The following is a 1,226-nucleotide window of genomic DNA, read 5'->3' on the forward strand; positions in this document are numbered from 1 at the left end:
TCTCCCCAGAAATCTGTCAAAACTTCCTTCATAATGCTGTTGAGCTTGCTTGCTCCAAAGGTCTCCCCTTCCTCAATCAATGTATAAACCTTATGCTGGAAGGCTGCTTCCAAGAGGTGGGTGATAAAGTTATGGAAGTAGGTGTCTGTCAGACGATGAGCAAGGGCAAAGCGTTTTTGACGAGGGTCGTCAGACTGGTGCTCCAAATAATCACTTAAAAGCAATTCATTGAAGGTTGACGGCGCTTCGACATAGTAGGTCGACATATGAGCGTTGAAGTAACTTTGGTGATTATCAGAAAAGATAAATTGACCAGAATGCCCAATTTCATGAATCAAGGTATAGACATCACTCAAACGACCAGTCCAGCTCATGAGGACATAAGGGTGCACGCGATATGGATCCGCCGCATAACCACCAGAATCCTTTCCACTATTAGCAGCAAAGTCCACCCAGCGTTCTTCTTGATAGCGCGCAACTTCCTGACAATATTCTTGTCCTAAAGGTTCTACTGACTTCATGACCAAATCATAGGCGTCATCAATAGTCACTTCAGGATTAAGAGCGCTGTCCAAGTCCAATTTCCAGTCTGCAAAGGTCATCTTTTCAAGACCATTGACCTTGGCAACATGCTTGAGGTATCTCTGAGCAACTGGCGCAAATTCTTGCATGATGAGGTCAATCTGGCGGTCAAACATGGCACGGTCCACTTCTTGCTCAGCTAAAAGATAGTCAAAGACTGAGTCATACCCCTTCATATCTGCCAAGAGTTTTTCAGACTTAACCTGAGCTAGATAGGCTGCTGCAGCTGTATTCTGGTGCTTACGAAGTCCTTCTGAGAAAGAACGGAAGGATTTTTCACGCACCTCTGCATCCTCGTGGTTTTGGTAGAAATTCTCATAAGTTACAAAGCTGTTCTTGTAGGTCTTGCCATGGGCTTCAAAGTCAGCCATTTCAAAGTCCCCAGCTCGCATCTTAGTGTAAATGTCCTGGGGACTGTAGAAAACTTCACCCAGATTGGTCAAGGCCTTCTCCACATCTGCCCCTAGGTAATGGGCTTTTTTGATTTTGGCCTGGCGAATAGCTGCCGTCAAGTGAGGCAATTCACCCAAACGGTTCAAGACTTCCTCATCAGCTTCCACCAAGGCGTCGTCAAAGAAGGTTAAGGCTACGCTGGCATCTGTTTCAAATTCCATCCCAGCTTGGGCAATATTGGCAAATTCTTC

1 protein-coding gene is annotated in these 1,226 nt (G+C 45.6%); it reads right to left on the reverse strand.

Going from position 1 to position 1,226, the window contains the following annotated elements; translation table 11 throughout:
• On the reverse strand, positions 1 to 1,226 hold a 1,226-nt coding region (locus GMD6S_RS11365; RefSeq protein WP_000330844.1), incomplete at both ends, for a M3 family metallopeptidase.

It is taken from the genome of Streptococcus sp. GMD6S, assembly GCF_000297015.1.